The following is a 641-nucleotide window of genomic DNA, read 5'->3' as shown; positions in this document are numbered from 1 at the left end:
TAAGCATCTGCGCCCTTAGCTCAGCTACGAGCATAACATCGATGAGTTTCTACGAGTTGTTTCGACGCATCTAACACCGGAGTAGATCTAGAAGAGGAAGAAACAGGATAGTACTTCTTGAAAAAGCATCATTATAAGCATCTGCGCCCTTAGCTCAGCTGGATAGAGTGTTTGACTACGAATCAAAAGGTCGGGAGTTCGAATCTCTCAGGGCGCGCCATAACGGGAAGTGGCTCAGCTTGGTAGAGCACCTGGTTTGGGACCAGGGGGTCGCAGGTTCAAATCCTGTCTTCCCGACCATGAAGAAAATAGATGCGGGTGTAGTTTAGTGGTAAAACAAGAGCCTTCCAAGCTCTGGTCGTGAGTTCGATTCTCATCACCCGCTCCAATAAAATTTAAAAAGATAATTTAGAATTTATAATGTAGAATTTAGAATTGGTTGATAGTTAAGCTTTGTAGTAATTACTTGAAATACTTCACTGAGATGTCTAAAATAATTCTAAATTATTAATTCTAAATTCTAAATTAAATATGGGCCTATAGCTCAGCTGGTTAGAGCGCACGCCTGATAAGCGTGAGGTCGGTGGTTCGAGTCCACTTAGGCCCACCACATAGATTATTCCACAGTATAGAGTCCTATG

4 tRNA genes are annotated in these 641 nt (G+C 42.3%); all 4 read left to right on the top strand.

The features are described from left to right. The first annotated feature begins 143 nt into the window (after positions 1 to 143). The 4 genes from ACJ2A9_RS23725 to ACJ2A9_RS23710 all read left to right on the top strand — a co-directional run bounded on the left by ACJ2A9_RS23725 (position 144) and on the right by ACJ2A9_RS23710 (position 610). Positions 144 to 220, top strand: a tRNA-Arg gene (locus ACJ2A9_RS23725). A gap of 3 nt (positions 221 to 223) precedes the next feature. Then, a tRNA-Pro gene (locus ACJ2A9_RS23720) sits at positions 224 to 300 on the top strand. A gap of 14 nt (positions 301 to 314) precedes the next feature. Beyond that, positions 315 to 388, top strand: a tRNA-Gly gene (locus ACJ2A9_RS23715). Positions 389 to 533: 145 nt separating this feature from the next. Continuing rightward, positions 534 to 610 (top strand) — tRNA-Ile (locus ACJ2A9_RS23710). Positions 611 to 641 lie beyond the last annotated feature (31 nt).

This window comes from Anaerobacillus sp. MEB173 (assembly GCF_052119505.1).
In the GTDB taxonomy this organism is placed as follows: Bacteria; Bacillota; Bacilli; order Bacillales; family JBJMAU01; genus JBJMAU01.
Note: the sequence above shows the minus strand (reverse complement) of the source record. Positions and strands in the feature narration are given on the sequence as shown.